General features: G+C 37.3%; 26 protein-coding genes and 1 pseudogene. 20 read left to right on the top strand and 7 right to left on the bottom strand.

Annotation, left to right across the window (positions count from 1 at the left end; translation table 11 throughout):
• Window positions 1-26 precede the first annotated feature (26 nt).
• Window positions 27-1,172: a cation:proton antiporter gene (locus ACLIJJ_RS22365; protein WP_411411728.1), complete on the bottom strand. Its 1,146-nt coding sequence runs from the start codon at window positions 1,170-1,172 to the stop codon at window positions 27-29.
• A 400-nt stretch (window positions 1,173-1,572) separates the two neighbouring features.
• Between ACLIJJ_RS22365 and ACLIJJ_RS22360 the strand changes: the two genes are divergently transcribed.
• From ACLIJJ_RS22360 to ACLIJJ_RS22335, 6 genes are all read left to right on the top strand, one after another.
• Window positions 1,573-2,505: a metal ABC transporter solute-binding protein, Zn/Mn family gene (locus ACLIJJ_RS22360; protein WP_411411727.1), complete on the top strand. Its 933-nt coding sequence runs from the start codon at window positions 1,573-1,575 to the stop codon at window positions 2,503-2,505.
• Between the two features lie 22 nt (window positions 2,506-2,527).
• On the top strand, window positions 2,528-3,280 hold the full coding sequence (locus ACLIJJ_RS22355; protein ID WP_411411726.1) for a metal ABC transporter ATP-binding protein: 753 nt from the start codon (window positions 2,528-2,530) through the stop codon (window positions 3,278-3,280).
• Window positions 3,281-3,292: 12 nt separating this feature from the next.
• Complete coding sequence (locus ACLIJJ_RS22350; protein WP_411411725.1) at window positions 3,293-4,219, top strand: metal ABC transporter permease; 927 nt, start codon at window positions 3,293-3,295, stop codon at window positions 4,217-4,219.
• Window positions 4,216-5,094: a metal ABC transporter permease gene (locus ACLIJJ_RS22345; RefSeq protein WP_411411724.1), complete on the top strand. Its 879-nt coding sequence runs from the start codon at window positions 4,216-4,218 to the stop codon at window positions 5,092-5,094. The genes ACLIJJ_RS22350 and ACLIJJ_RS22345 overlap by 4 nt, the downstream gene beginning before the upstream one ends.
• A gap of 107 nt (window positions 5,095-5,201) precedes the next feature.
• Window positions 5,202-5,492: a hypothetical protein gene (locus ACLIJJ_RS22340; protein WP_411411723.1), complete on the top strand. Its 291-nt coding sequence runs from the start codon at window positions 5,202-5,204 to the stop codon at window positions 5,490-5,492.
• Window positions 5,493-5,707: 215 nt separating this feature from the next.
• Window positions 5,708-6,757: a bifunctional transcriptional activator/DNA repair enzyme AdaA gene (locus ACLIJJ_RS22335; protein WP_411411722.1), complete on the top strand. Its 1,050-nt coding sequence runs from the start codon at window positions 5,708-5,710 to the stop codon at window positions 6,755-6,757.
• Window positions 6,758-6,800: 43 nt separating this feature from the next.
• Here the strand turns inward: ACLIJJ_RS22335 and ACLIJJ_RS22330 are convergent.
• A pseudogene (locus tag ACLIJJ_RS22330) lies at window positions 6,801-6,932 on the bottom strand (VOC family protein); the annotation flags it as partial.
• A gap of 290 nt (window positions 6,933-7,222) precedes the next feature.
• Here ACLIJJ_RS22330 and ACLIJJ_RS22325 point away from each other — a divergent pair.
• Together ACLIJJ_RS22325 and ACLIJJ_RS22320 are read left to right on the top strand one after the other, a co-directional pair.
• Window positions 7,223-7,720: a GNAT family N-acetyltransferase gene (locus ACLIJJ_RS22325; RefSeq protein ID WP_411411721.1), complete on the top strand. Its 498-nt coding sequence runs from the start codon at window positions 7,223-7,225 to the stop codon at window positions 7,718-7,720.
• Between the two features lie 83 nt (window positions 7,721-7,803).
• On the top strand, window positions 7,804-8,007 hold the full coding sequence (locus tag ACLIJJ_RS22320; RefSeq protein ID WP_233317027.1) for a zinc ribbon domain-containing protein: 204 nt from the start codon (window positions 7,804-7,806) through the stop codon (window positions 8,005-8,007).
• Between the two features lie 202 nt (window positions 8,008-8,209).
• On the opposite strand, the gene ACLIJJ_RS22315 is transcribed toward ACLIJJ_RS22320, so the two are convergent.
• The 4 genes from ACLIJJ_RS22315 to ACLIJJ_RS22300 all read right to left on the bottom strand — a co-directional run bounded on the left by ACLIJJ_RS22315 (window position 8,210) and on the right by ACLIJJ_RS22300 (window position 11,455).
• On the bottom strand, window positions 8,210-9,103 hold the full coding sequence (locus ACLIJJ_RS22315; RefSeq protein WP_233317028.1) for a glycine betaine ABC transporter substrate-binding protein: 894 nt from the start codon (window positions 9,101-9,103) through the stop codon (window positions 8,210-8,212).
• A gap of 617 nt (window positions 9,104-9,720) precedes the next feature.
• Window positions 9,721-9,882 carry a hypothetical protein gene (locus tag ACLIJJ_RS22310; RefSeq protein WP_411411720.1) on the bottom strand — a complete coding sequence of 54 codons (162 nt, stop codon included), beginning with the start codon at window positions 9,880-9,882 and terminating at the stop codon, window positions 9,721-9,723.
• A 116-nt stretch (window positions 9,883-9,998) separates the two neighbouring features.
• The gene (locus ACLIJJ_RS22305) at window positions 9,999-10,247 is read right to left on the bottom strand and encodes a hypothetical protein (RefSeq protein WP_233317030.1); all 249 of its coding nucleotides are present in this window, start codon (window positions 10,245-10,247) and stop codon (window positions 9,999-10,001) included.
• A gap of 560 nt (window positions 10,248-10,807) precedes the next feature.
• On the bottom strand, window positions 10,808-11,455 hold the full coding sequence (locus tag ACLIJJ_RS22300) for a DUF1232 domain-containing protein (protein WP_341079957.1): 648 nt from the start codon (window positions 11,453-11,455) through the stop codon (window positions 10,808-10,810).
• 161 nt (window positions 11,456-11,616) lie between these two features.
• On the opposite strand from ACLIJJ_RS22300, the gene ACLIJJ_RS22295 reads away from it, so the two are divergent.
• From ACLIJJ_RS22295 to ACLIJJ_RS22240, 12 genes are all read left to right on the top strand, one after another.
• Window positions 11,617-12,294: a zinc metallopeptidase gene (locus ACLIJJ_RS22295; RefSeq protein WP_411411719.1), complete on the top strand. Its 678-nt coding sequence runs from the start codon at window positions 11,617-11,619 to the stop codon at window positions 12,292-12,294.
• A gap of 52 nt (window positions 12,295-12,346) precedes the next feature.
• Complete coding sequence (locus ACLIJJ_RS22290; protein ID WP_411411718.1) at window positions 12,347-13,270, top strand: LCP family protein; 924 nt, start codon at window positions 12,347-12,349, stop codon at window positions 13,268-13,270.
• A gap of 111 nt (window positions 13,271-13,381) precedes the next feature.
• A complete protein-coding gene (locus ACLIJJ_RS22285) occupies window positions 13,382-14,188 on the top strand; it encodes an undecaprenyl-diphosphate phosphatase (RefSeq protein WP_411411717.1) in 807 nt (268 codons plus the stop codon).
• A gap of 38 nt (window positions 14,189-14,226) precedes the next feature.
• Window positions 14,227-15,396, top strand: coding sequence for an FtsW/RodA/SpoVE family cell cycle protein (locus ACLIJJ_RS22280; RefSeq protein ID WP_411411716.1), 1,170 nt, complete (start codon window positions 14,227-14,229; stop codon window positions 15,394-15,396).
• Between the two features lie 67 nt (window positions 15,397-15,463).
• Window positions 15,464-15,655, top strand: coding sequence for a hypothetical protein (locus ACLIJJ_RS22275; protein ID WP_411411715.1), 192 nt, complete (start codon window positions 15,464-15,466; stop codon window positions 15,653-15,655).
• Window positions 15,656-15,712: 57 nt separating this feature from the next.
• Window positions 15,713-16,162 (top strand): hypothetical protein, encoded by a 450-nt coding sequence (locus tag ACLIJJ_RS22270; RefSeq protein WP_411411714.1) that lies wholly within the window; start codon window positions 15,713-15,715, stop codon window positions 16,160-16,162.
• Between the two features lie 411 nt (window positions 16,163-16,573).
• On the top strand, window positions 16,574-16,906 hold the full coding sequence (locus ACLIJJ_RS22265; RefSeq protein WP_233317037.1) for a metal-sensitive transcriptional regulator: 333 nt from the start codon (window positions 16,574-16,576) through the stop codon (window positions 16,904-16,906).
• 71 nt (window positions 16,907-16,977) lie between these two features.
• Entirely contained in the window at window positions 16,978-17,184 is a 207-nt protein-coding gene (gene copZ, locus ACLIJJ_RS22260; RefSeq protein ID WP_233317038.1) for a copper chaperone CopZ, read from the top strand.
• 73 nt (window positions 17,185-17,257) lie between these two features.
• Window positions 17,258-19,690 carry a heavy metal translocating P-type ATPase gene (locus ACLIJJ_RS22255; protein ID WP_411411713.1) on the top strand — a complete coding sequence of 811 codons (2,433 nt, stop codon included), beginning with the start codon at window positions 17,258-17,260 and terminating at the stop codon, window positions 19,688-19,690.
• Window positions 19,691-19,828: 138 nt separating this feature from the next.
• Window positions 19,829-21,217, top strand: coding sequence for an aminotransferase-like domain-containing protein (locus ACLIJJ_RS22250; protein ID WP_237943446.1), 1,389 nt, complete (start codon window positions 19,829-19,831; stop codon window positions 21,215-21,217).
• 82 nt (window positions 21,218-21,299) lie between these two features.
• On the top strand, window positions 21,300-22,589 hold the full coding sequence (locus tag ACLIJJ_RS22245; protein WP_411411712.1) for an MFS transporter: 1,290 nt from the start codon (window positions 21,300-21,302) through the stop codon (window positions 22,587-22,589).
• A gap of 76 nt (window positions 22,590-22,665) precedes the next feature.
• Entirely contained in the window at window positions 22,666-23,268 is a 603-nt protein-coding gene (locus tag ACLIJJ_RS22240) for a CBO0543 family protein (RefSeq protein ID WP_411411711.1), read from the top strand.
• 478 nt (window positions 23,269-23,746) lie between these two features.
• On the opposite strand, the gene ACLIJJ_RS22235 is transcribed toward ACLIJJ_RS22240, so the two are convergent.
• Window positions 23,747-25,156 carry a phospholipase D-like domain-containing protein gene (locus tag ACLIJJ_RS22235; protein WP_251648153.1) on the bottom strand — a complete coding sequence of 470 codons (1,410 nt, stop codon included), beginning with the start codon at window positions 25,154-25,156 and terminating at the stop codon, window positions 23,747-23,749.
• Window positions 25,157-25,339 lie beyond the last annotated feature (183 nt).

The raw sequence follows: 25,339 nt of genomic DNA, 5'->3' as shown, positions 1-25,339 counted from the left end.
AAATTATATATACTGCTGCTAATTAATTAGGATTTTTTATCCTGATTAATTAGAAACTTCAGTAATGGAGGAGCGAACAAGGTTGTTAATATTATCACAACTACCGTTGACGTGAAATATTCAGGCAGTAACAGGGATTCTTGCAAACCAGTGGCCGCGATTATCAAGGCTACTTCTCCACGTGAAACCATTCCGGCCCCGATTATTAGGGCGGAGTGGTTATTAAAGCCTGTCAGCTTTGCTCCTATAGCTCCTCCTACTAGTTTTGTTAGAATGGCAATGACAGATAGTACTGCAATAAACCCAATCTGACTTCCAATTCCGTTAAATGAGACATTTAACCCGATACTGACAAAGAAAACAGGAACAAAGACAGCGTATGCTACAGGTTCCATTTTTCTTTCAACAGTGTGTTTATAATCTGTTTGAGAAATGGCAATACCTGCAGCGAAAGCGCCAATTATTCCTGCCATTCCAAGTAAATCTGCAAAATACACAAAGGCAAAACAAACAACTAATGCCATAGATATCACAGGTTCTGTAACTTTAAGTTTAGAAAGTATTTGGAGGAATTTAGGTACAATAAAAGCCCCTGCAACTAGTACTCCGATAAAGAAGAGAACCTTTTTGCCTATGAGCAGTCCGATTGAAACTTCTTCTCCAGTCCCAAGAAGGCTAGTCATTACTGCTAAAAGTATAACAACGAGCACATCATCAACAACCGCAGCCCCTAGTATAGTGCTCCCTTCAGGCGAATTTAGACTGTTCATATCTTTTAGAACCTGGACAGTAATGCTAACGGATGTTGCACAAAGCAGCACACCGATAAATAGAGAGTATGTTGTATCCAAGTTAAACAGTTCTCCTATCGAGTACCCTCCGATAAAAGGAAATATAATCCCAACTATAGCAACTGCAAAAGCAGCTTTCCAATTTTTTTTGAGTTGATCTAAGTCAGTCTCTAAACCGGCCAAAAACATAAGCAATAAAACGCCGATTTCAGAGAAGTAATGAATAAATTCATTGTTGTCAATCCAGCCAAGCACTGCAGGTCCTAAAATAATTCCGATAATCAATTTACCAAGCACTGATGGCTGTCCTAGTCTTACTGAAATATCTCCTGCAACTTTTGTGGCAAATAAAATTAATAGCAAATATAGAATAAATTCCATTCTTGTAAACGACCTCCCTTTTAACACCTGGAATACAGTGTAATGCTCTAAAAACAAGCTGTCAATACGTGGTTTTAAGAGGTTTTCAGGGTGTTTTGTGATGTGTAAAAAACACAAAAATATAGCTACTCTTATTTTTAATAAAGTGGCAAAATAGGCGATTATGTAGTTTTGGGAAGGTGGTGTATTTTAGCTGAAATTTCACTTGAGAGAAAATATTCGAATAAGGAAATCCAGATACATGTTCAGGTATTTGTCGAAAAATTAAGTGTATTTTCAGTTGACACCATTTGTGCTTTTGGTTTAGCATAAAGTTGCATTAAGGCAAAATAATTTAATTGATTTAACTTTTGTGGTACAAGGTAAAATTATTGCGAACAAGCTAAAGAGGAGGTATATTATGGTTAAAAAAATGTGGGGAAGTATGGCTGTCTTATTTGTTGTGGTTCTTTCGTTAGTAGGTTGCTCAAACGCTGAGCAATCAAAAGGTGCAGATGGGAAAATCCACGTCACTGCAACTACTGGAATGATTAATGACATTGTTAAAAATGTTGGCGGGGACAATGTAGAAACGAATGCATTAATGAAGTCTGGAGTTGATCCTCATCTTTATAAAGCATCACAAGGAGATATAAGTAAGCTGAAGGAAGCGGATATGATTTTTTATAATGGCTTGCATCTTGAAGGGAAGATGATTGATATTTTCGAGAAGATGAGCAAAACAAAGCCAACAATAGCTGTCACAGAAAATATCGGAGAGGAGGAGCTGCTGACGCCAGATGACGAATCAGAAGGAAATGACCCTCACGTCTGGTTTGATGTTTCCCTTTGGATTCAAGCTGCAGAAGCAGTTGAGGAGGAACTAATTGCCTTTGATCCTGACAATGAGGAAGCATACAAAAAGAATGCAGAAGCATATATAGGTGAATTAAAGGAATTGGACGATTATGTGAAAGAACAAATTACATCCATTCCTGAACAATCTCGGGTTTTAGTAACTGCACATGACGCTTTTGGCTATTTTGGAAAAGCGTACAACATGGAGGTAAAGGGTCTGCAAGGAATCAGTACGGCATCTGAATATGGATCAAAGGATGTAAGTGAGCTGAGAGATTATCTTGTTGAAAATAAAATCAAGGCAGTATTTATAGAATCAAGTGTACCGAAAAAAGCGATTGAGGCTGTTATGGAAGGTGCTAAAGAAAAAGGACATGAAATGGAGATAGGTGGTGAACTGTTCTCAGATGCAATGGGGCAGGAAGGTACGGAGGAAGGAACATATATTGGCATGGTCAGGCATAATGTGGACACGATTGTGAAGGCACTGAAATAGATAAGGGAAAGGGAGAATTCAAATGATATCACCACTAACTGTTCATAAATTAGCAGTAGCTTATCAAAAAAAGCCGGTGCTTGAGGATATTTCGTTTACTATCCCAGAAGGAAAGCTGATTGGAATTATTGGACCAAACGGTGCAGGAAAGTCTACCCTAATAAAAGCGATATTAGAATTAATTCCGTCTCTTTCAGGTGAAGTAGAAATATTCGGTGGAACATATAAGCAGAATCGGAAGAAGGTCGGATATGTTCCCCAAAGAGAATCAGTAGACTGGGATTTTCCGACAAACGCCCTTGATGTCGTTACAATGGGCAGATATGGTCATTTAGGCTGGTTTAAGCGCCCTGGTAAAAAGGATAAACAGTTTGCACTAGAGTGCCTTGATAAAGTGGGCATGTTGCAATATGCTGACAGACAGATCAGCCAGCTTTCAGGAGGTCAGCAGCAACGCGTTTTTTTGGCAAGAGCACTCGCACAAGATGTAAATCTATACTTAATGGATGAACCTTTTGTCGGTGTAGATGCGGCGACAGAAAAGGCAATCATTTCATTATTGATGAACTTGAAAAAACAAGAGAAAACAGTGCTGGTTGTCCATCACGATTTAAATACAGTTAAGGAGTATTTTGATTGGATAATGCTTTTAAATGTGAAATTAATTGGAATTGGTCCAACTGAGCAGCTGTTTACAAAGGAATATTTGCAAAATACATATGGAGGGAGCCTTGCCTTGCTTGAAGGGAATGCCGCTCCCTTCATTATCGGTTAAGGAGGTGTGAGCATGGAATGGCTGGAGATTTTTTCAGACCCAAATACGCAATGGATCCTGATGGGGTCTATGCTGCTCGGGCTCAGCAGTGGAGTCATCGGCAGTTTTGCTTATCTTCGCAAGCAGGCATTAATGGGGGATGCCCTGGCACATGCGGCGCTTCCAGGTGTATGCATCGCATTTATGCTGACTGGAACTAAATCAATCTTTTTCTTTTTGATTGGTGCGATTATTGCCGGCATTGCTGCAACTTTGTCTATCGGCTTTATAACGAGAAATTCCAGAATAAAGCAGGATGCGGCACTCGGCATCATTCTCTCTGCCTTCTTTGGAATTGGGATTGTCCTTTTGACCCAAATTCAGCATAGCGACAGTGGCAACCAAAGTGGTTTAGATAAATTTTTATTTGGTCATGCAGCTTCCATGATTAAATCAGATGTATATACGATTGCAGGCATAGCTTTGTTCCTAGTATTGGTTTCTATCGTGTTCTTCAAAGAATTCAAGCTGATCTCCTTTGATTCAGGATTTGCGAAAGGCATTGGTCTGCCGATTGTTGCGCTCGACCAATTTATCATGCTGCTGCTTGTCACGGCTGTTGTAATTGGAATTCAGGCGGTAGGCGTCGTTCTTATGGCAGCCTTGTTAATTACGCCAGCAGTTTCGGCAAGATACTGGACAGAAAAACTGCATGTGATGGTGATTTATTCAGGCGTTTTTGGCGCAGTTAGCGGAATTGCTGGAACAATCATTAGTACGATGGCAAACAATTTACCGACTGGTCCATTAATTGTTTTAGCTGCAACCTTTTTATTTATCATCTCTATCTTGTTTGCACCGCGAAGAGGGACGGTAGCTAAATGGAGAATGCGCAGCCAGGCAAAAAAGGATTACAGATATAAAATAGTTAACCAAGAAGTAAAGGAGAAATCCTTATGAATCATTTTTGGATTATTTTAATTGGGGCACTTGTCGGCGGCTCCTGCAGTATACTAGGCTGCTTTCTTGTGTTGAGAAAGATGTCGATGATTGGGGATGCTATCAGTCATTCTGTGCTGCCGGGTATTGTTATTGCTTTTTTGATAAGCGGCACTAGAGACTCTCTTTTCATGATGCTGGGAGCTGCCGCAGTCGGGCTTATCACAGTATTCCTCATACAAATGTTTCAAAATAACGGAGTACAATCTGATGCCTCCATCGGTGTCGTATTCACAGCTCTATTTGCGATTGGTGTGGTGCTCGTTAGCCTGTTCACAAGACAGGTGGATATAGATTTAGATTGTGTTTTATATGGAGAAATAGCTTATGCTCCTTGGGACACACTGCAGATTGGCGAACATAGCCTTGGTCCGAGAGCCGTCTGGGGGATAGGAGCGAGCTTCCTAATTAATGTGCTGGCAGTCAGTTTGTTTTATAAACAGTTTAAGCTGAGCGCATTTGACCCTGCGATGGCATCAGCACTCGGAATCCCAGTCATGTTCTTCCACTATTTATTGATGGGACTTGTATCTGTCTCGACAGTCGCTTCTTTTGAAAGTGTCGGCGCAATTTTAGTAGTCGGCATGATTATTATTCCAGCAGCTGCCGCCTATTTACTGACAGATAAACTTAGTGCCATGATTATATGGAGTGTCATGATAAGTATTCTTAGTTCAGTTATAGGATACTATTTTGCTTATCTTACAGATACTTCCATAAGTGGTATGATGGTTTCTGTAGCTGGCGTTATTTTTGCATTAGCTTTGCTGTTTTCACCAACACATGGAGTTGTCATGAAGAAGTGGAAAAGAGAGAGAATGATAAGCCGAATATGATGGTATGAACGTAGTAAGGGAGTATTTTTATATTCAATAATACTTATAAATCTTGCCTAACAGGGGTAAATTAACCAAGTTCATTCTATACAAAAGGAGAGTTAATATTGACTAACATCTATAATCTATACAGCTCAGACGAAGATCACTTAGGCATTAGCAAATCCTTTCATATTCAATGCGATTTACCTCCGCATAAATTCCGCCAAATTATGATGGAGTATCGCCGCAATAACACAGTAGGAGATGACATTCATTCATTTGTCCATTATTTAAAGGAATCATTTCCTGACTCGTTATCTACCTTTGACTATGATGATGTCATCCAGTTTGATGCAGACCAAGAGAATAGTGCGATTCTTGCTAACTTAACAGATCAGATGAATAACTCAATTTAATTTAAATGAACAGCTCTCCCTTCACTTGAAGGGGAGCTGTTTTCTATTAAAAGAAAGCTGAAAAAATTACTTGTTCATTTTTCGGAAGTATTTCTTCTTGCAGGTCTCTATAATAAATAATATAACGGATCTAAGTTAACAGATTTCCTTTGAACCTAAGTGTATAGAACTTACAGAAGAAAATAAATGAACGCTAAATTGAGGTGACTTAAGCAGTGGTTATTTCTGAAAAAAAGAAAGAAGAATTTTATCGAGCATTAGTGGACAAAAATCCACACTATGATGGTATTTTTTTTGCTGGTATTAAAACAACTGGAATCTTCTGTCATGCAACTTGTACTGCCAGAAAGCCAAAGTATGAAAACTGCGAATTTTTTCTAACAGCAGAAGAGGCGCTGTTAGCCGGGTATCGCCCTTGCAAACGTTGTAACCCTTTGTATTATCCTCATAGCATCCCAGAAGAGGTGGAAATATTAGTTGCTGAAATTGAAAGAAACCCTGAAAAGAGGTGGAAAGAAGCAGACTTTCTAGAGTTAGGCATCCATTCGGCTACTGCCAGAAGAAAGTTCAAAGAAATATATGGAATGACATTTGTCCAATATGCCCGCTCCCGCCGTATGGGAATGGCTTTTAAAAAGATTATCTCAGGCAAAAAGGTAATTGACCAACAAGTTTCCTTAGGCTATGAGTCATCTAGCGGGTTTAATGACGCATTTACAAGGATAATGGGCAACCCTCCGAAGAAAACAGCTATTTCGATTATCAATGCTCACATATTCTCCACACCTCTTGGCAATATGATCAGTTTGACTGACGCAAAATATCTATATTTGTTAGAGTTTTTGGATAGGAGAGGACTAGAAAGAGAAATTGAGAAGCTGCGTATAAAGCATAATGCTAGAATTTTACCTGGAAATACAGACATTAATAAAAGTTTAGTTGAACAGTTAAATTTATATTTCTCAGGGAGGTTAAGGCAATTTACAGTTCCTCTTTATAAAAGCGGAACACCTTTTCAAATGAAAGTATGGGATATCCTTACCACCATCCCGCCAGGTCAAACAATCTCCTATCAAGATATTGCTAGCAGATTAGGAAATATAAATCTGGTGAGAGCTGTTGGTAATGCAAACGGGGCCAATCAGATTTCGATCATCATTCCTTGTCATAGAGTCATAAGCGCAAATGGAGACATAGGAGGCTATGGCGGTGGAATACAGCGGAAAAAATATTTACTTAATATAGAAAATTTATATAGTCAATAAAAAGACGGTTTGCTTATGAAAGCAAACCGTTTTTATTTTAAACTTAATTCCTGCCTAATCGCTCATCAAACATTAATTGGACTTGTATACCATATGGATCTTCAATTATTCCGTATGCTTTACTAAATAAGTTAGCGGACAAGGGGACTATTACTTTTACTCTATCGTCTGAAATGAAGTCAAAGAAAATTATCCTTCTATGACCATTCCTACTAAAAATAAAACCGTTATTAAAGGCTGCTATAACAAAGGTGAAGAGCAATTTATAGCCGATTACTTTATCAGATATGGTTGTGATTTGAAATCGGTTAAGCCTGAATCTTTATAACAAACTATTCAAGATAGATTAAAGCAGCTTCAGAATCACGATGACAATATATGGAATTACTCTTCTCCGAAAGGAAATTAAATAGTATAATTTATTTAGTGAAGCTAATTATTAGTGGATATGAGTGGGAGGTAAATATGGATATTAGAGTGCTTGAAAAAAGGGATGCGAAGGCATATAAAAAGTTGAGATTGGAAGCTTTACAAACAAATCCAGCAGCATTTGCATCTAGTTATGAAGAGGAAAAAGACTTCACACTTGAGAATTTTGAAAACAGGTTAACGAATTCCTCTGCCTATACTTTTGGAGCATTTGAAGAAGGAGAACTTAATGGTGTTGTTACACTGCAATTAGAGCAAAAGGTTAAATTAAAACATCGAACAAATTTAGTTGCCATGTATGTCACAACTGAAAAACGGGGCAAAGGAATAGCGAAAAAATTAATACAAGAAGCTATAAAAAGAGCGGAAAAGTTAGAAGGCATTGAACAAATTTACTTATCAGTTAGTGCAAATAACACGCCTGCTAAAAGTCTCTATAACTCTTTAGGGTTTACTATATATGGAATAGACCGAAGAGCGCTAAAAATAGACAATACATATCTTGATGAAGAACTGATGGTTTTATTTTTATAATGTTTGATGCTGGCAACTGAAACCTTTTCTTAGTCTCTCCCGTATTAATGGATAATTACATGAAATAGTTGGAGGGAATAAAGTTGACGGAAAAAGGGTGTTTAAAATGTGGCAGCAAGGATGCAGGGAAAAAAGAAGTGGCGATGACAGGAACAGGTTTATCAAAAATGTTTGATCTTCAACATAACACATTTATTGTCGTGTATTGCAAAAAATGCGGTTATTCAGAGTTTTATAATAAGCAAACTTCTGCAGGATCTAATATTCTTGATTTATTTTTTGGTTAAAAATACTAGGGGCATTACTGAAAAAGTGGTGCTGCCTTTTTTTGTGCGTTGGTTGCATCAGGCTGAAGAAATATTGAAAAGGTTAATGACCGCTTGGCAGAGAATTGGAGCAAGTTACTAATACTTAATCGATAAAGTTTAACAATATCTGAAAAACATGAACCAACCATATTACTGGTCGATTCATGTTTTTCAGGTATTCCTAAAGATCCTGTAAGTCTTCTATCGAATTTATATCCATATAAGCAGGAACTACGAGTCCATTCTTTAAACCCGTGAAGTTTGGACCTAGGTCTACGAAGTCACCTTCAAACTTTTCATAATAAGCAGCATGTGTTGTTGGTAAGGCTGCACCTATCATAGCATCGACACTGCCGTCTGCAACACCTGCCCACATTGCACCAGGCTCCACTTGGATTAAGTTGACGGAATAGTCTAATTTATTTTCTAACACGTATTTAACGACATTATTGCTTGCGATGGCGTCAGCCCAAGCTGCATATGTCATTTTTATTTCTTCCCCATTACCAGGCTCTACACCTTCAATCCAGGTATCAACTAAATCAGCATTATCAGCGACCCATTCTTCAGCTGCTTCCTGTTCGGTTTTTCCACTTTGGATTCTTACCATTACATCCTGCATTTCTTCAGGTCCCCATTCGAATTGATCAAGGAACTTATAGGCTTCAGGCAAATCCTCTTTAAACCCATGCCGTACAAGAGTATGTATGTATTCTTCGTCTCCGTAAAGTCCTTTAGGATCTTCAAGCATTTTCAAATCAAATTCATTAAATATCCAGTGTGGAATCCAACCTGTCACAATAATTGGCTCTTCCTTTTTAATTGCTTTTGTTAATTCCGCTGTCATTGCAGTATCGGAGCCTTCTATAACTTCCCATTTTTCATCAAGACCGTAACCTGGCATTACTTTATTTTGTGTAGCATTCATTAGACCAGATCCTGGATCTATCCCAACAATTGTATAATCCAATTCTTCGGCGATAGACCCATTGCTACCTGTTTCTTCACTTCCACATGCGGTTAAACCGACTGACAGAGCTAATGCTGATGTTACTCCGAGAAGTTTTTTTAGCACTAATAAAATCCCCCTTTAATTTGTTTTTAATGTTTCGTAAAGTGTAACGTTAATCTAAATGGAACTCAAAGCGCAGAATATCTCTTAATCTCCTGTAAGCAATGTAGAGATGTAACTATATAACTAACCTGCACTGTATACGCCCTTTTCCTCTATTTTCCTAGCTTATCCTACATGGTGGGTGTATTTTTTCATCTATAGTGTAATGGGTAGGAGGGGAAGCCAGAAAGTAGAAAGGTAGCTTGAAATAAGGCATAAAAAAAACGAATGATGTGCATTTTCATTCGTTTTTCGTCGTATATCTGTACTTTTTTCTGGCTTGGCATGATGGTGATTTCGAGCTTTCCGTCAACCATTTATAGCACAGTTTGATTATCTTTAAGATCATTGGAAACCGATGGCTTTCTTTTTACTTCGGGAAACTTATCTTCTTTCAGTTTTTCCGAAATTGAGATGTTATTTAAAGGTGGTATTCAGTTTATGAATGGTGCTTCATTTAATTTCATTGAAGTTGAGGTTTTCAATTGTCGAAGGGTTAGTTCCTAAATATGGTTATAAATGCGAATATAAACGAGCGGAAAATAAAACTAGTAGATTGAGATACTCTAACTTAAGATTCAAGTAATTTTTGTTTTTATTTGTGATAACGGTACTAACGTTACTTTGAAAAAATTAATTATACCTTTTTTTTCTTTCAGTTCAGCATAACCACTGGAGTATATGTAGAGGACTTCATACTCTTTGAATTGAAATATAACAACATCACCTTTTTTTAACATCAACTTCCTCCCTTGTTTCCCACAATTTATTAAAAAAATAAGCAGCCCACAGTAAAAAATATAAAGTAATAAACTGTCTTTTTTACTGTGTGCTGCTTGGATAAACAAAAGCAATATTAAGAAAGCTCGTGGTTTTTCATTACCTTCTCTTCATAGAACAATTTACTCCAAATCTTCCATTTCATTATTTCTAAAGCAAGGTGTATGACTGCAAGATAGGAGATATATAATAAAATTTGGTGGAATAGTGTCATCTCTTTAAAGAACGAGTTGTATTCTCCCCGATACCAGTTGAGGACTAGTGCAAGCACTATTAGTCTGAATAACAATTTCCATGTTATATATTTAAGTGTTAGTTGTTTCATTCGGATTCCCTCTTCAATTCTGTCATTATTGTTTATTCGTGCTGGTTATTATACAAAAAGCTTGTTATGACCGTTTTTTCCACGGCGAATACACTTGTCTGTGTAATAATCATATTTATGCTTGTTCTGAATGAAACATATTATAGCGTTTAAGAACAAAATAATATACCCCCTATAACAAACTTTTATTTTTGATTTTATCCAAAATAATGAGCCAATCCTTGTTTTATTAACTTGATCCAACCGAAAAAAGATATCCAAAGAATCACGCCTGCTAACAGGACGTAGTTAAAGAAATATTTCTTCATTTTAAAACTCCTATATTGAAAGTATTAATTTTGGAGAGAATCCTATTAGTGAGAAAGAAAACTTGCATCATCAAAACATATAACTGTTATGCTAATCAGATTCCTTATCGAAAACCTGAGAGAGGAGTTCGATAAGGAAGAGGAATCTAACAACATGCTATTTCGGAGATGGTAGAAGAAAGAAGCTTGAAAAATTAATTGATTGGGACAAATTAGCTGCATATATAGCTTTAATCGTTCTGAAAGGTAGCTCTATAATTTTGATATACGATCGAGAATTATATTAATGGCGATAACATCATCCAAATAACCGATTGGCAGTATGTAATCTGGAATAACATCTAATGTGCTGACAAAGTAAAAAAGTCCGCTTGCCATTAACAGAAGTTGAGCTGGGCTTCCCTTTTTATATCTAAATTTATAATATAATTCCTCCAGCTGTTGAATAAACGGCCCTTCACTTCCTAATTTCTTCACTTTTTTCTTGAATTGAGTGATTAAATTCTTCTGTTCTTCTGAGGAATGTACATCGTTTGAATAAGCATTTATTTGCTGTTCAACTTCTTCAATTTTAAAGGTGTCACTATACATCCCTGATGAGTTAATCATGTTTTGGATAGCATCTATTTTGGCATGCAGTTCAAAATGATTGTCTGCTTCTGTGGATTTCTCTGTATATCCTGCAGCAGTAAATAACTCATAAACGGGAATGTGAAGAGACTCGGAAATAGCCTGCAGGTGCTTTGGGGTGGCCTTTCTTTTTCCACTGATAATTCTTGAAATAGTCGCTTTATCAATATTTGTTTCTAAACTGAGTTTACTCATAGAGATTTTCTGATTTTCTAGGGTGGTTTTTAACAGATGCCCGAGTTTATTTTCATTGATTTCATTACTCGTCATTACATTCAGCCTCCATACTTTTAACAATTGAAATATACTATCTTGTTGACAAAATGTCAACGAATATACTAAGCTGTTACTAAATTTACTAACAGAGACAATAATAAACGTAATAATTTCGCTTTAACTCTATTAAAGTAAGTTAATTAGGAGGTTAAAACATGTTTTTAGTTTATTTTATCATCATTTTGATTATACCAGTTTGGGCACAGCTAAGAGTCAAAGGTGCTTACAAAAAGTATTCAAAAATCGAGTCTTCTTCCTTCCTTTCTGGTAGAGAAGTAGCTAGAAAAATACTTGATTCAAACGGTTTATATGATGTTTCAGTGGAAGAAACAGGAGGGGTGCTTTCTGACCATTATGATCCGCGGTCAAAAGTTGTCCGTCTGTCAACGAATAACTATCACGGTCATTCTTTAGCGGCAGCAGCAATTGCGGCTCACGAGGTTGGTCATGCTATTCAAGATCAGCAGGATTATTCTTTTTTAAGAATTAGGCATGCATTAGTACCTGTAGCTAATATTGGGAGTAATTTTTCATGGATACTCATCTTAATTGGCATGATTGCCGGTTTAAGTAATTTCGTGTTGTTAGGCATCATTGCTATGGCAGCAGCGGTATTGTTTCAATTTGTCACATTGCCAGTTGAGTTTAATGCATCTACACGGGCAATGGATGAAGTAGTGTCTTTAGGAATTATCAGTAATGCAGAAGAAAGAGATACCAAAAAGGTGTTAAATGCAGCAGCGTTAACATATGTGGCAGCGGCAGCGGTTGCGGTGTTAGAACTTTTCCGTTTAATCCTAATTTATACAGGTATGCAAAGAAACGAAAACTAAAGTTTACTTACCAGTTGTTCATGAAGAGAACTAAATTTAGAAGGTGAAGATTTTGAGAAGCAGAGGAGAAATAAAAAAGAAACGAAAATGGATAAGGAATATACTGTCCATCGTCATCTTGCTGATAGTTATTTGCACGATGTTTATTATTTATCAGTATAAAAGCGGGGTAATCGAATCTACCAAAGATGTGAATAACAAAGGGAAGGATTATGATTTTCTGCCTGCTGAACCACAGTTAGGAGAAATGAATATCCTATTGCTTGGCAGTGACTCTAGAGGAGAGGAGCATTCCCGTTCGGATACATTAATGATAGCTCACTATAATTCGAATAATAATAGCATAAAACTTGCATCCATCATGAGAGATACATATGTTGATATTCCCGGACATGGTCTCCAGAAAATAAACGCAGCATTTGCATTTGGCGGGCCTGAACTGGTTAGACAAACAATAAAAAACAACTTTGATATAGATGTAAATTACTATGCGATTGCTGATTTTAAAGGGTTTTCTAAATTAGTAGATATCATTGCACCTGACGGGATACAGGTTGATATTCCTTATGTAATGTCTTATGGAATTGGTACGGTTTTAAAACCAGGCAGTCAAATTTTGCACGGGAAAGATTTACTTGGTTATGTTCGTTTTCGTCATGACAGATTAAGTGATTTCGGGCGGGTTGAGCGCCAACAGGAAGTAATGTCTAAGCTGAAAGAGCAGGCAATTAGTGCTCATACTATATATAATCTGCCAAAAATTATTGGCCTTGCAACTCCTTATATTGATACAAATTTAGATACCCAATCCATATTGTCCTTAAGCAAAGGGCTGCTTTTAAACAGCACAGACGGATTGGAAAGCTTAAGAATACCCATTCAAGATTCTTACGAGAATGATGTAGTAAATGTAGGGGCTGTTCTAAAGGCAGATTTAGATACAAACAAGGAAGCATTGAGCTCCTTTTTCAACTAATTTCAACGACAAGTTTAACACTTCCTAAAAACAGTTGTCGTATGGTAACTGTTTTTTATGTGTTTACTCAAAAGGGTTGAAAATAACTATAATTCTCAAGGAGATTTAACAATGGATATTGTCTTAATTATAAAAATGATTATTATCGGTTTAGTTCAGGGCTTTACTGAGCCGATTCCTGTTTCGTCGAGCGGACATGTTATGATAGCCAGTCAGCTTCTTGGGCTGGGAGATCAAGGCTTTACGTTTGCTATTCTCACCAATACGGCCTCTTTGCTTGCTATTCTATTTATCTATAGAAAGGACATTATTAGAATAGCTGTTCATTCGATTAATTACTTAAGAACGAAAGATAGTATGTATAAGAGTGATTTTCGTTTTGTATGTTATATCGTTATCGGTACAATTCCTGCCGGTGTACTGGGAGTGTTCTTGAATGAGTATATTGCTGACAATGTCAGCATGACTACAATTGCTGTCATGCTGTTTATAACAGGTCTTGCTTTATGGTTTATTCGAAATTTGAAAGGTAGAAAAGGTGAATCTGATATTACAGTTAAGGACGCACTTATTGTTGGTCTTGGTCAGGCTGTTGCCTTAGCCCCGGGAATTAGTCGAAGTGGTGCTACTATCATTTCTGCAATAGCTGTTTGCATTAAACAGGAAACCGCCCTGCGATTCTCCTTTTTATTGTATATTCCAGTAAGTGTTGGGGGGCTTATTCTCGGATTTTCCGACTTTTTAGGCGAACCAAATAAAGCAGAATTAGCTGTCCCTTATTTATCTGCCTTTATCGCAACCCTTATAATGAGTTATTTGGCGATGAAATGGTTTATGGGCATTATGAAAAAAGGCAAGTTAGTCTATTTTACATATTATTGTTTTATCGTAGGAATATTGCTTTTAATATTTTACTAATTTGCCATACAGATATAACTAATGGTTAGGAGATTAGGATGGGTAAGACATTTTTAAGGAGATTGGATAAGCCGATATTATGTATCATTATAATATTTAGTATCCTCAGCATCCTATTTATTCACAGCAGCGAAGGGATAGGCCAGTATGGTGTTCAAAATTTTGCGCTTAAGCAGGGAATCAGTTATTTACTAGGGTTTGTATTGTTGCTGGTAGTTGCGTATTTGGATGCAGACCAGTTTGAGAGAATTGCTTGGCCCTTTTATTTACTAGGACTTGCCGCAATTATGTTATTGCCTCTTATGCCGTCAAGTATTGCTCCATCCATCTTAGGAGCAAAACGGTGGTACAGTTTTCCGCTATTAGGGTCAATACAGCCTTCGGAGTTTTTTAAAATCGCTTTGCTGCTAGCTGTGTCCCGGTTAGCTTATAAACATAATCTTGTATACTTGGAACGTACAGTTTGGACAGACTTCCTGCTGATTGGTAAAATCCTGATTGTTACCATAATCCCATCCTTGTTTGTTTACCAGCAGCCTGATACTGGAATGATTGTGCTGTATTTGGCAGGAAGTGCAACAGTGTTATTTATATCCGGGATAAACAAAAAAATTCTCGTGGCAGCTGTGATTCTCCCTGCTGCGGCTGTTACTTTTTTAATGTATATATATTTCCAACATTCTTCTATTCTCTTCGATCAATTAATACCGATGTTAAAACCTCATCAGCAGGAGCGGATTTTAGGCTGGCTTGCACCAGAAGAATATACAGATAATGCCTATCAGACGAAAAAGGCTATACTAGCCGTTGGAAGCGGAGAGCTTAAGGGGAACGGAATAGGCAATAATAAAGTGTATATTCCAGAGAAGCATACAGATTTCATCTTTGCCACAATTGCGGAAGAAGGAGGCTTTATTGCAGCTTCTGTAATCATTGTATTGTTTTTTCTCTTAATGTCTCAAATGGCTATAATTGGCCACAGAGCAGAGACATCATTTGAACTTTATGTATGCTTTGGTTTAATGGCAATGTATTGCCTGCAAATCTTTCAAAATATCGGAATGACGGTTGGAATGATGCCAGTTAAAGGAATATCTCTCCCTTTACTATCATATGGAGGAAGCTCCTTGCTTTCCAATATGATTTTTCTAGGAATCATATTATCCATTCGCAAGCCATACAGAAAGTATATGTTTGAGATAAAATAAGTACTGAAACTTTTATTTCTTTAAAACGTATATATTAGTAACAAATAGGATTGGTGATGTTGGTTTTATGCATACGAAGAACGAAGCTGCTAAGTTAATCGCTAAACTAGGTTGTTATCTCATTATTGTAGTTGGCGTTTTATTTAACTTAGACTGGAATCCGTTTTTTAGTGGATTTGCAGTGCTTATTTTCATTTTAAAAGCTGCATTAGATATAAAGAAGTTCAATCATGCAAGATTAATAAGGAGTCTTAAATGAGAATCCTTGAAAGCTAGATTAATCAGCTCATTTTTGAAGAATATTGGAGGATTATTCATGGGAAAAGCCAGTTGGGCACCATATGTGAAGAAGCTGCTTTGGGTAATAGGCTTAATTATTTTAGCAAGTATATGCTTCCATTTTGACAATCAAATTCAACAAAAAGCAAATGAGCAATTTAATTTTATTCCTGTGATTTGGACAAAATTATTCATTTCACTTATGTTTGGACTTTATCTTTCCTTAATTTTGGTGAAAAGATGGTCGATAAGTATAAATTCATCTTTATTATGGTGTGTTGCGGTCCCGTGTCTATTACTTTCCATAAGATTTCCAGTATTGGTAACACTTGCAGCTGGTGGTCATTTACCTGATGTGATATCTAGCTCTCCAGTTATTATGGAACTGCAAAAAATCTTTTCAACTAATATATTAGGTGTAACAGCAGGCTTGACAATGATTATAAGTTTCTTTGGCAATCAAAAAATTTGTGATGATAATATATAGTAAGAAGAGATGAGATGTCGACATTTTGTCGGCATTTTTTGATAAAAGATATAATCAATGGGTTAATAGAGACTACAATAAGAAATATTAGTAATATGGTCATTGGCAATAAATAACAGTGTTTATCTGAACTTGTTTTGCAAGAGAGAAGGTCGAAGGTAGATAATTATATTCTTGAGTTGAGCGATAACTAATCTTTTTTGACTTACTTAATAAGAAGTCACTTATTATCAGATGAAATTGCCAAAACAAATGGTCCTCTACTACGAATAGTTGGACGTGTTAAGGCAATTACTAAGAAGTACAAAAGTAAAAAATAATATATAGGCCATGGAAAATAAATCGAAACATGGTTCTTTACATACCTCTATAGGGTATGTTAAAATAGCCTCAAGTAAGGGGGGGAGTGTAATGGATAACTCAGTAAAAGGAGAAGCTTGTCATACAGTTGATGGCACCTCTTCTCGTAAAAGTCATCATCCTGAACGGGTAAAAAAGGATTTAACAACAAGATTAAATCGTATAGAAGGCCAAATCCGTGGAATTAAAGGGATGATAGACAAGGATGTATACTGTGATGACGTTATTACCCAGATATCTGCGACACAATCAGCATTAAATAGTGTTGCCAAAATCCTCTTGGAAGGTCATTTAAAAGGGTGTGTTGTAGACCGGCTTTCAGAAGGTGATGAAGAGGTTTTAGACGAGTTAGTCGTAACTATCCAAAAATTAATGAAAAAATAAATTTTTTTCGTTTAAATATACCCTTACGTGGTATGAGTATAAATTATAAATGATAAAAGGAGAGACTTAAAATGCAATCTGTAACTTTAAATGTACAAGGAATGTCATGCGGACATTGTGTAAAGGCTGTAGAAGAGAGTGTTGGGGAATTAGAAGGTATTAACCAAGTAAGTGTAAAATTAGATAAAGCATTGGTTGAAGTATCTTTTAATGAAACTCAAGTTTCTCTTGATAAAATTAAAGAAACAATCGAAGACCAAGGATATGACGTAGAATAAGAGTGCTGCAACAGCACTCTCTCATTTTATCGAAAATATACCCCGTATAGGTATAAGAGAGGTGAATCTTAACATGAGTACAGCAGCAAAAAGTGCAGCTTCTAAAGAAACGAATATTGGAATAACTGGAATGACTTGTGCAGCGTGCGCAACCCGAATTGAAAAAGGGTTAAACAAATTAGAAGGTGTTGAACAAGCAACAGTCAACCTAGCTCTAGAAAAATCAATAATAAAATATGATGCGTCAAAACTAAGTGAAGCAGATTTTGAAAAGAAGATAGAAGCACTTGGCTACGGTGTTGTTAAGCAAAAGGCAGAATTTAATATCACCGGCATGACTTGTGCAGCATGTGCAACGCGTATCGAAAAAGGGATTAATAAAATCCAAGGGGTTGCAAATGCGAACGTCAATTTAGCACTTGAAAAGGCAATGATTGAATTTAATCCTGCAGAAGTATCGGTTGGAGACATTATTACGAAAGTAGAGAAGCTAGGTTACGGTGCACTCCAGCAACAAGATGAAACAGAACAGGTTGATTACCGTGAAAAGCATATTAAAGATCAACAGCGTAAATTCATTATTTCAGCTTTAATATCGTTGCCATTGTTATGGACAATGGTCGCACATTTTTCGTTTACCTCGTTTCTATATGTACCAGACCTTTTAATGAATCCGTGGATTCAATTGATATTGGCAACGCCGGTTCAATTTATTATTGGCAAGCAGTTCTATGTTGGAGCTTATAAAGCGCTTCGTAATGGGAGTGCAAATATGGATGTGCTTGTTGTCATGGGTACATCAGCAGCGTATTTTTACAGTTTATATCAAGCAATTGTAACTGCTGGAACACATCACGGACCGCATTTATATTTTGAAACAAGTGCAGTATTAATAACACTTATCCTTTTAGGTAAATTATTTGAAGCAAAAGCAAAGGGCCGTTCATCCGAAGCAATTAAAAAATTAATGGGACTTCAAGCTAAAACAGCAATTGTTATACGAGATGGCTCTGAAAAAGAGATACCCGTAGAAGAAGTAGTGATTGGTGACATTGTCTTAGTGAAACCTGGTGAAAAAATCCCCGTTGATGGAGAGGTATTAGACGGGACAACGGCTGTCGATGAATCTATGTTAACAGGTGAAAGTCTGCCAGTGGATAAAAAAGCTGGGGATATGTTGTACGGTTCGACCATTAACAAAAATGGTTTCATTAAAATGACAGCAACAAAAGTTGGCCGTAACACGGCACTAGCCCAAATCATTAAAGTCGTCGAAAATGCACAAGGTTCAAAAGCGCCGATTCAACGTTTGGCTGATCAAATTTCAGGTATTTTCGTACCAATCGTAGTCGGAATTGCAATCATCACTTTCTTAGTCTGGTTTATTTGGGTACACCCAGGTGAGTTTACACCTGCACTAGAGGTATTAATTGCCGTACTTGTCATAGCTTGTCCATGTGCACTTGGCTTAGCTACACCAACTTCCATTATGGCAGGGTCAGGTCGAGCAGCAGAGCTTGGTATCTTATTCAAGGGTGGCGAGCATTTAGAACAAACACAAGGCATTGACACCGTTGTACTCGATAAAACAGGTACAGTTACTCATGGTAAACCAGTATTAACAGATGTTCTAATAGCAGACGGACAAGATGAAGATGAAATTTTAGGACTGATTGGTGCTGCTGAAAAGCAGTCAGAGCACCCATTAGCAGAAGCTATCGTACAAGGAATCAAGGATAAAGGCATAGCCCTTGGTAAGGTTCAATCATTCGAAGCTATACCAGGTTTTGGCGTTCAAGCAACTGTATCTGGTCAAGGTGTTGTCATAGGCACACGGAAACTCATGCAGCAATATGGGATTGATATACAATCCGTTCTACCAGCAATGGAGAAACTAGAGAAGAACGGTAAAACAGCGATGCTTGTTGGAATTAATGGGCAATATGCAGGCTTAGTTGCTGTGGCCGATACAATTAAAGATACATCCAGAGAGGCTGTTCAACGCTTAAAGCAAATAGGCATTACAGTCATTATGATGACAGGAGACAACGAGCGTACAGCACAAGCAATTGGTAAGGAGGTCGGTGTTGACGCTGTTATTGCCGAAGTACTTCCAGAAGGTAAAGCTGAGGAAGTGAAAAAACTACAAAAACAAGGCAAGAAGGTTGCAATGGTCGGAGACGGAATTAATGACGCGCCAGCATTAGCCACTGCTGATATAGGGATGGCTATTGGTACAGGTACTGATGTTGCCATGGAAGCAGCAGATATTACCCTTATTCGTGGTGACCTCAACAGCATTGCGGATGCAATAGTAATGAGTAAAAAAACGATGCGTAATATTAAACAAAACTTATTCTGGGCTTTTGCGTATAACACTATTGGAATTCCCATTGCTGCTGTTGGATTACTGGCACCTTGGGTTGCAGGTGCTGCGATGGCGTTTAGCTCTGTGAGTGTGGTTTTGAATGCATTGCGGTTACAACGAGTTAAGTTGGATAAATAAAAAAGTTGTGATTCTTCTTTATGATATACAGCAGTTTAGGGGTTACGTTCTTTAGAGCGGAATATCAATATGAATGAAGATATTCCGTTGTCTTTATAAACCTTATAATCATATAATTGTGTAAAAAGGATGCGTACCATGCCTATAAATTCTTTTGAAAACTACCCGATGAGCTGGAAACCATCAATCGATAAGAGAGACAAGCCTATCTACCAAACACTGGCAAGACAATTAGAACAGGACGTATTGGACGGAGTGTTACTTCCTGGAACGAAACTGCCTCCACAGCGGGAACTGGCCGATTATTTAGATTTAAACTTAAGTACTATTTCCAAAGCTTTTAAAGTATGTGAGCTTAAAGGACTGGTAAGTGCGTCTGTGGGAAGCGGCACATTTGTATCATATGATGCGTTATCCAATGCCTATTTATTAGAAGATACAAAGCCGAAGCATTTAATTGAAATGGGAGCAACCTTACCAGATGATGCTTCTTACGAGCCGCTGATGCTCCAGCTTAAGACGATGCTGCAAGAATCTGACTATGAAAGATGGTTCGGTTATGGAAGAGCAGGCGAAAGCTTATGGCAGAAGGATGCTGCTGTAAAGCTGATGAGAAGAGGTGGGTTTGAAACAACGGTAGATCATATCTTATTTGCCAATGGCGGTCAAAATGCGATAGCTGCTGCATTGGCAAGTTTGTGCAAGCCTGGTGACCGGATTGGTGTGGATCACCATACATATCCGGGCTTAAAAACAGTTGCAGCAATGCTTAGTGTGCAAATAGTGCCAATTAGATCGGAGTACTATCAACTAAGCCCAGAATCGTTTGAACATGCGTGTAAAAATGAAAATATTAAAGGGATTTATATCATTCCTGATTATCATAATCCGACTGCTTCTTTTATGTCTGTTGAAAACCGGGAAAAGATTGCAGCAATAGCCAAAAAGTACAACCAGTTTGTAATAGAAGATGCATCTTACCATCTGCTCAGCAACAACCCGCTGCCTGCTGTAGCATCTTTTGCTCCAGATCAGGTCATCTACATTTCTAGTCTATCTAAATCATTTGCTCCAGGACTTCGATTGGCTTATGTTGCAGTGCCAAAGCAGTTCAAAGAGCCATTATCTAAGGCGCTTTATAATTTAAATATAACGGTGTCACCGCTGTTAGCAGAATTGACGGCAAGAATGATAGTATCTAATCAATTTGAAACTTTGGTTGAGAGCCACCGCGAGCAAAACATTCGCAGGAACAAACTCGCAGATGAATATTTGTCTGACTATACTTGTGTTGGTGACGAAACAGGCATCTTTCGTTGGCTGCTGTTACCAGGGAAGCTAACTGGAGCTGAATTCGAAGCATTAGCCGCACAGAATGGAGTACAAGTATATGCGGCTGAACGCTTTGTTGTTGGCAATAGTTGCCCTGACAGAGCAGTAAGAATTTCAGTCTGTGCCCCTGAATCAATGGAAGAGCTAAAATTAGGCTTGGTTATTTTGAAGCGGTTGTTAGAAACTCCTATATAAATATTGTTCGCCATACAATTATGTTATTGTATGGCTTTTTTAGGGCGTGTTATGATGACTTAAAATCAAGGTATGAATTCATTTGAAAGGCAGGTTAGTTCATGTGACGGATGTTCAATCAGACAAGCTGCAAAGTTACATAACTTCATCAGAAAACTTAAAGTCATTATACAAACGCACTTTAATTATTGTAAGCATTTCGCAAATTTTTGGCGGTGCAGGACTGGCTGCAGGTGTTACGGTAGGAGCACTTCTTGCTCAGCAAATGCTTGGTACAGACGCCTTTGCTGGATTGCCAACGGCTTTATTTACGTTAGGATCCGCAGGAGCAGCATTATTTGTCGGGAGACTATCTCAACGTTTTGGGCGCCGAACCGGTCTTACAGCGGGTTTTATTATTGGCGGGCTTGGAGCAATCGGGGTTATTATTTCAGCTATATTAAATAGCATTATTTTATTATTCCTCTCTCTGCTTATATATGGTGCAGGAACAGCAACGAATTTGCAAGCCAGATATGCAGGAACCGATTTAGCAAATAGTAAACAGCGCGCAAAAGCGGTTAGTATTACCATGGTATTTACAACATTTGGTGCAGTTGCGGGGCCCAATTTAGTAAACGTGATGGGAGATTTCGCCTTATCTAATGGTATTCCGTCACTTGCTGGTCCTTTCATTTTAGCAGCCGTCGCATATATTTTAGCAGGACTAGTTCTGTTTATAATGCTCCGTCCTGATCCATTGCTAACAGCAAGAACAATAGATGCTACTAACCAAATATCTAAAGATAATGTCCAACTAACAGCAGAAAATACAGAGAATAAACGAGGAATTATTGTTGGTGCAACAATTATGGTACTTACGCAAATTGTTATGATTGCGATTATGACGATGACACCAGTTCATATGAAGCATAATGGTCATGGGCTTGGTTCTGTAGGTTTAGTTATCGGGTTTCATATTGGGGCCATGTATCTGCCCTCCCTGATTACAGGTGTCCTTGTTGATAAATTAGGCCGACCTGTAATGGCGATGGCTTCTGGTATTACGCTGCTTTTGGCAGGTTTAATTTCAGCATTTGCACCAGGAGATTCTATGGTTTTATTAGTTATTGCTCTTTGCTTACTTGGGTTAGGATGGAATTTTGGATTAATAAGCGGGACAGCTTTGATTATTGACTCGACTAAAACTTCCACAAGAGCAAAAACGCAAGGTGCAGTTGATGTTTTGATTGCCTTGTCAGGAGCTGCTGGCGGAGCAATGTCTGGAATGATTGTAGCTGGTTCCAATTATGCAACATTATCATTTGCAGGAGGAATTTTATCCTTAGTTTTAATTCCAGTAGTAATCTGGGCTCTTAAAGAGAAAAAATAAACTTGTTTGAGATAGGTGTATAAGACAATGAATAATCCTCCCTTTATTATCAATAATAAAAAGGGGAGGGAATAGTGTGAAGGAAGAACAAAGACTGTTGTTGGAAGAAATTAGAAAAGCAGAAATTGCCCAAAGTGACCGATGGTTAAGCTATTGGCAACAGTACTCTAATATGGATACATGGCAATTTTGGGTGGTATTAATGATGTTTTTACTGCCACTTCTCGTATTAGTTCTTTTTATAGACCGAAAAAAGGTTTTTCAACTTGGCTTTTACGGATACGGTATTCATTTATTTTTTGCAATTATTGATTCTTTTGGAGTGATAAAAGGATTATGGATATATCCTTATAAGTTACTTCCTGGGTTGCCAGCAAGTATTGCCCTTGATTCCTCCTTTGTTCCTGTAACGTATATACTTCTATATCAATATATCCTTAATAATAAGAAGAATTATTATATTTGGATGTTAATGCTGTGCTTAGTTTTTGCCTTTTTTCTAAAACCATTAATGGTGGGGCTAGGTTTGTTCCGCTTCGGTGGCAGAGAGAACTTCTTAATGCTTTTTTGGGGATATGTGGCTGTAGCACTAATACCTAAATGGATTACTGATTTTTTTATGTACTTACTAAACAATAATCGCTTTAGTTTACACAATAAATTGAGGAACTTAAAATAGAGCTGCTTATTTGCGGCTTGTTTTTTGTTGGATTAAAAGTAGGGCACAGACATCACAGCAAGTTAATTTTGGTCACCTAGGCTGGGACATAGGTATGTAAATCTGTATAAAAACCGAACTATTAATCATCTATTGATTAATAGTTCGGTTTTCGTGCTTTTAGTTTTAATACAATAATTAAAAAACTTAGAGGAATGGAGCGGAGGACACTCGACTCCTGCGGGAAATAGAGGATGCTTTAGACCCCGCAGGCGAAGAGACGAGGAGGCTCAAGCTTTGCCCGCTGGAAAGCGAGTGGACGAGAGCGCAATGAACGAACTTATTTTAAAGCCATATTCTATTTAGTCACAAACTTCATTTTTCAAATTTAGATGTAATTTTATTAGTCGTGTATAGATAGGTTATCTTTTGTTTTGTCCAACCTCTTTATAGTTGTCTTTAAATGGTCAAATCAGTAAGAGCAGTAACCAGCTCAAGCTTATAATAAATGCTGGAATAAACCGGTCACATAGGATAGCCCTTTTACACTGAAAGATTTAAACCAATTAACTTTACCTGGTTTTAAATCGGGATCTTTTATATAAGATTCGTCCTGCGCAACCTTTAAGCTCTTTTTAACATACTGATTCATTTCCTTCTCCAGATTGCTGGTGAACTCAACGCTATCAATAACTACCATCGATTCAGTATTTAAGAAGGCCGACCTTGAGTCCATATTGAATGCACCAATGGCACTTAATTGATCGTCAAATATAAATGTTTTAGCATGGATAGAGTCAGGCCCCTGATATTCATATATATTTACGCCTCTTTTTACCATTCCGTTAATATGCTTAATATGCCCTGAATAGGCTACTACATTGGCTGTCGAAGCTAATGAATTCGTTAATATGGTAGTCTTTTCTGCGGGAATATCTATCTTCTCCATATAAGGAAGCATAGGCTTTGTCGGAATAACATACGGGCTTTGAATAACTAAGGACTTTTTAGAATTTTTCATGAGATTCGTTAAGTCATACCAAACCCAAGGTTCTTTATTAAATCTTTGGATAGGGTTATGGATAAAAGTTACTTTTTTAGTAGCTACCGACATTTCTAACCAATCATAATAGTTATTGAATAATTTTTTATCTGTATTACGCAAATCGTCTAGTTTTTTCTTTAGCTGCTGATCGGCTTCTTTAGCTTTTTTTTGTTGACGGGAAGAAAGCTTATGATAAGGATATTTTGTGATAGGATGGTCCCAGACCTCATTAAAATATCCTTCCATTGAGTTCAGAACACTGCCCTCTTTTGTCTCCGTATTTGTATTAATAATCAAAACATCGCGGTCATTTGTTGGGGCCTTTTCACCTTCCTGAACGAAATAACGATTGCCTATATTTCTGCCCCCAATAACGGCATATTTATTATCGATAATAAGTAGTTTATCATGTAAGCGATTATTCCATGTCCAAGGGAGAAAAGGCTTGAATGGTTCATAAAATTTAACTTCAATATTAGGGTGATTAACTAAGGCAAATAAATCATCTTTTAGACTGAATCTAAGACCATGGGAAATCCCATCTAAAAGAATCCTTACCTTGACACCCCGATCTGCAGCATCTAAAATCATCCCTAATATTAAATCGGTAATATATCCTTTATGAATCGCATAATAGGCGACATCTATTGTTTCTTTTGCATTTTCCATTAAGTTAACACGAGCGTAGCCTGAAAACGTCTTTTCTTCCAACAAAATCACACGATCCTGTGACGTCTCCGTTCCATAAAATCTTTCCACTTTATTTTGTTCCTTATAGGAGTTATTTACTTGCGGAGGTTTTTCTTTAAAGATGACAATGCCGAATACGATAATATAAAGCAAATAAAAAATAAGAATAATCATTACGCCACTCCTAATCTTTTTTATGGAATTTCTCTCCTTTCAAGGCCGTAACTAATGATTATAGTTTGTGCAACATTTTTTAGAATATGAAATAACAAATAGAAAAACATTGAAGGACATGTGCTTTCTGATAAGGGGCTGAAGAATGAACGGTTCGTGTTGGTTGGAATTAAAGCCATAAAA

The sequence above is a fragment of the Niallia laureatilytica genome (genome assembly GCF_046613985.1).
Classification (GTDB): domain Bacteria; phylum Bacillota; class Bacilli; order Bacillales; family Cytobacillaceae; genus Niallia.
The sequence above is the reverse complement of the archived record's forward strand: the minus strand, read 5'-3'. Positions and strand labels throughout refer to the sequence as shown.

Coding starts and splice junctions, on each gene's coding strand:
- ACLIJJ_RS22365 (WP_411411728.1), bottom strand. CDS start 1,172: ATGGAATTTATTCTATATTTGCTATTAATTTTATTTGCCACAAAAGTT.
- ACLIJJ_RS22360 (WP_411411727.1), top strand. CDS start 1,573: ATGGTTAAAAAAATGTGGGGAAGTATGGCTGTCTTATTTGTTGTGGTT.
- ACLIJJ_RS22355 (WP_411411726.1), top strand. CDS start 2,528: ATGATATCACCACTAACTGTTCATAAATTAGCAGTAGCTTATCAAAAA.
- ACLIJJ_RS22350 (WP_411411725.1), top strand. CDS start 3,293: ATGGAATGGCTGGAGATTTTTTCAGACCCAAATACGCAATGGATCCTG.
- ACLIJJ_RS22345 (WP_411411724.1), top strand. CDS start 4,216: ATGAATCATTTTTGGATTATTTTAATTGGGGCACTTGTCGGCGGCTCC.
- ACLIJJ_RS22325 (WP_411411721.1), top strand. CDS start 7,223: ATGGATATTAGAGTGCTTGAAAAAAGGGATGCGAAGGCATATAAAAAG.
- ACLIJJ_RS22310 (WP_411411720.1), bottom strand. CDS start 9,882: ATGTTAAAAAAAGGTGATGTTGTTATATTTCAATTCAAAGAGTATGAA.
- ACLIJJ_RS22305 (WP_233317030.1), bottom strand. CDS start 10,247: ATGAAACAACTAACACTTAAATATATAACATGGAAATTGTTATTCAGA.
- ACLIJJ_RS22300 (WP_341079957.1), bottom strand. CDS start 11,455: ATGACGAGTAATGAAATCAATGAAAATAAACTCGGGCATCTGTTAAAA.
- ACLIJJ_RS22295 (WP_411411719.1), top strand. CDS start 11,617: ATGTTTTTAGTTTATTTTATCATCATTTTGATTATACCAGTTTGGGCA.
- ACLIJJ_RS22285 (WP_411411717.1), top strand. CDS start 13,382: ATGGATATTGTCTTAATTATAAAAATGATTATTATCGGTTTAGTTCAG.
- ACLIJJ_RS22280 (WP_411411716.1), top strand. CDS start 14,227: ATGGGTAAGACATTTTTAAGGAGATTGGATAAGCCGATATTATGTATC.
- ACLIJJ_RS22275 (WP_411411715.1), top strand. CDS start 15,464: ATGCATACGAAGAACGAAGCTGCTAAGTTAATCGCTAAACTAGGTTGT.
- ACLIJJ_RS22270 (WP_411411714.1), top strand. CDS start 15,713: ATGGGAAAAGCCAGTTGGGCACCATATGTGAAGAAGCTGCTTTGGGTA.
- ACLIJJ_RS22265 (WP_233317037.1), top strand. CDS start 16,574: ATGGATAACTCAGTAAAAGGAGAAGCTTGTCATACAGTTGATGGCACC.
- copZ (WP_233317038.1), top strand. CDS start 16,978: ATGCAATCTGTAACTTTAAATGTACAAGGAATGTCATGCGGACATTGT.
- ACLIJJ_RS22255 (WP_411411713.1), top strand. CDS start 17,258: ATGAGTACAGCAGCAAAAAGTGCAGCTTCTAAAGAAACGAATATTGGA.
- ACLIJJ_RS22250 (WP_237943446.1), top strand. CDS start 19,829: ATGCCTATAAATTCTTTTGAAAACTACCCGATGAGCTGGAAACCATCA.
- ACLIJJ_RS22235 (WP_251648153.1), bottom strand. CDS start 25,156: ATGATTATTCTTATTTTTTATTTGCTTTATATTATCGTATTCGGCATT.